The organism is Dyadobacter sp. (assembly GCF_051859145.1).
In the GTDB taxonomy this organism is placed as follows: domain Bacteria; phylum Bacteroidota; class Bacteroidia; order Cytophagales; family Spirosomataceae; genus Dyadobacter.
Genome location: NZ_JBHYGF010000421.1, coordinates 1 through 3,390 on the forward strand (window position 1 = coordinate 1; position 3,390 = coordinate 3,390).

The window sequence follows — 3,390 nt, forward strand, 5'->3', positions numbered from 1 at the left end:
GCTTGTCGGAGGTGACCAGATTGTTGGCATGTACCTCCTCATTATTCTCTAACTTGGATGTAGTATCGTCCAGCTCTGTCTTTACAAACTGATTGTTCCCGTACCGCAAAGTATCAGTAACTGCGTTTAAAGTCAGAATTGCGGTATTATCCATTCTGAAAACACCTTCCAGCTTTGCACCTCTTGAAACATAGATATCAGGACTTAGGAATGCGAGAAAACGAGAAAGATTCCTGGTTTCCAGCTCGTAATCTATCTGATATCTTTTCTGAACAGATTGTGCGGGTTTGCTGGCGTAGTATTGCTGGCGGTTTGCCTGGTTTTCGAAAAAGTAAAGCTTGTACTCATTCATTAACCTTTTCAGGTCATCCCACGACTGGGTAGGTAAAAAGTCCCCCTCTGCTTTGGCCGTCAGAAACTCGCTTTCAAGCTTCAAAATCCTGTTTTCATCCTCTTGCCTGGAAGAGAACGTAAGCGTATCCATGACCAGGTTGCGTTCCTGATTTGTCATTAACAAATAGGTATTCAGCAATTTGGCGTCGCCGGTAAGTTCGTCAAATGTATTTCCAGACACATTTACATTCAGCTGGGTGCGGAGTGTAATTGGTTCTTTGGAAAAACCCAGTTGCGCCAGGTTTGCCTTTTCTACCACACCCTGTAAGTCGAATGAATTTTGCGCTTTGGACAGGTCAAACTCTCCTTCCAGGTTCAAAACGAGGTTCGTATCCCTCGCACTCACAAGCCCATTGAAGTACTGATTTTGCAGATTGCCTTTCAGACGGATATTCCGGTAATCATAATTTTTGAAACCTACCCTACTAACCAATGCATTCATGTCCGTGGACGCAAACTGCAGTTCAAGTCCTCTTCCGTAAATCTTGCCAGAAAAATCAAGCTGCTGCCATGTTTCTTCATCTTCGAGTAACTTCCCGAGCTCAAAATGATTGGTCTTCACCTCGCCCGAATAAGTTGTCGTTTTTGGACCATCAATATGAAATACAAGGTCACCTGCAATTTCACCCATCGAAGAAGACGCATTTGCACCTACGGAAAAGTCTTCCAATGTACCCTTGAAATGCCCGTCAAGCAGCGTCAATCCGAACTTCTCGAGTTTCGGGTGCATATCCCATTCAGGATAATATTGGACAAGATCCGTCGGCTCTATTTGGGAAAGTGAAAGCCTGATATCCATTTGCACGCCATCGATCTTCGGCAAACCTTTGAACCCGAGATCCCCGACCAGCCTGCTCCCCTTTCCGAAACGCAGATCCGTGTTGGTAATCATGAAATCGTCAACTTTCCCGTTAAAATCCCCTGATATATCCCAGCTCTCATTCAACGCATCGATGTAACTGGAAAATAATCCGAGATCGCGGGAGTCAACGTGACTTCCTGTCAAATGCCCTTTCATTCGGATCTTGTGATTGAAGTCACCGAGTTCTCCCGAGCGGTTGTAGAAGAAAATCACCTCGTCTTTAAGCCGGGAATGCCCGATTTTTGCATCCAGCTCCTTCAATTCCATTTTCTTTTGACAAAACAAAAAGCGGGTATCCAGCTCATGCATTTCCAGGCCGGTTTGCATATCAACTGTTTTCAGGTTTTTAGCCAAAAATGAAATCGTATCCCCCTGAACCAGAAAGTTTTTCAGGTCGCCATAAAGATGTTGAAGCTTGAAATGCGAGTAGTCAAAAACCCTTTTACGCTGGTCGCGCGGGCTTCTCGGATCGTCGTAACTGAATGTACCGTCAATTACTTTGGACTTGCCGATAATAAACGGCGTATTATTTTCCGGTGCATTCGCAGGCCGGGGTACAGCAGGCGCAGTGAGTTCGTTAATCTTTTCAATAAAGCCGTCAATATTCAGGTAACCCGACTCCGGCATGATTACCAGATGCACTTTCGGCTGAAATACATTCACCTCGTCCAGCCGGATTTCCCGCGCAGCATTTTCGATGATATTATTGAGGTCGAGATTAACATCAATGCGCCCTACATCGATCATATCTTTCTTGCGGGTATCTTTTACGGACACACCTTCCAATGACACGACGTCAAACCATTTGATATTAACTTTCTCAATGGTAACGGGATAGCCGAGCTTTGAAGAAATGCGATCGGCAGCAGACTGTACCGCCCAGGTCTGCACTGAAGGAAGCTGGAGTGCAATGGTGAGGATACCCAGCGCGAGGATCGCGAAGATAATCACGACGATCAAACCACTGCCTAACGCCTTCAGGAATTTAAACATATACAGCTTCGCAGGCAATACTGCTTATCTTGTTGTTAATGCTTAATTTTGTGAATAACTCAATAGAATGAATATTCTTGCCATTGAATCTTCGTGTGACGAAACCTCCGCAGCCGTAATTACAAACGGGGAAATCCGCTCCAATGTTGTTGCTACGCAGCTTATTCACACACAATACGGGGGTGTTGTACCGGAATTGGCTTCACGTGCACACCAGCAACATATCCTGCCAGTAGTAGATAAAGCATTGAATGATGCAAAAGTAACAAAAAAAGACCTGGATGCCATTGCTTTCACGCGCGGGCCGGGTTTGTTGGGCGCATTGCTGGTAGGTACATCCTTCGCAAAGTCAATGGCACTCGGGCTCGGTATCCCCCTCATTGAAGTGAACCACATGCAGGCGCACGTGCTCGCCCATTTCATAGAAGATCCCAAACCCACATTTCCATTTCTTTGCCTCACTGTCAGTGGCGGCCACACGCAGATCGTGAAAGTATCGTCTCCTTTGGAAATGGAAATCATCGGTGAAACCCGCGACGATGCGGTGGGCGAAGCTTTTGATAAAACTGCAAAGTTGCTTGAACTACCCTATCCCGGCGGACCACTAATTGATAAATACGCAAAGGAAGGTAACCCTGACGCATATTCTTTTCCATTACCTGAAATGCCCGGACTTGATTTCTCGTTTAGCGGGATCAAAACTTCTTTCATGTATTTTCTCCAAAAGCAGGTCCGCGAAAATCCTGCATTCGTAAGCGAGAACCTGCCGGATATCTGCGCGAGCATTCAGTTTACCTTGGTTAATATTTTGTTGAAAAAACTTAAGAAAGCTTCAAGAGAAACTGGAATCAAGGAAATTGCAATTGCTGGCGGCGTTTCGGCCAACTCGGGATTGCGGAAGTCTTTACTGGAACTCGGTCGCACTTTGAACTGGAACGTTTACATTCCTGCATTCGAATATTGTACCGATAATGCGGCAATGATCGCGATTGCGGCGCATTATAAATTTCTGGAAAATGATTTTTGTGACCAGACAGTAAGTCCGCTGGCCAGAATGGATTTCTAAAAATCCCCCTTTCAACATTTACTGCATATAAGTACTGAACCAAATGATGCAATTGTCAGAAATCTGGGTCTATCCT

2 protein-coding genes are annotated in these 3,390 nt (G+C 45.3%); one reads left to right on the forward strand and one right to left on the reverse strand.

From position 1 onward, the window contains the following. On the reverse strand, positions 1–2,248 hold a 2,248-nt coding region (locus ACTIE6_RS20760), incomplete at its 3' end, for a DUF748 domain-containing protein (protein ID WP_439558454.1). Positions 2,249–2,315: 67 nt separating this feature from the next. Here ACTIE6_RS20760 and tsaD point away from each other — a divergent pair. Further along, entirely contained in the window at positions 2,316–3,314 is a 999-nt protein-coding gene (tsaD, locus tag ACTIE6_RS20765; RefSeq protein WP_439558455.1) for a tRNA (adenosine(37)-N6)-threonylcarbamoyltransferase complex transferase subunit TsaD, read from the forward strand. Positions 3,315–3,390 lie beyond the last annotated feature (76 nt).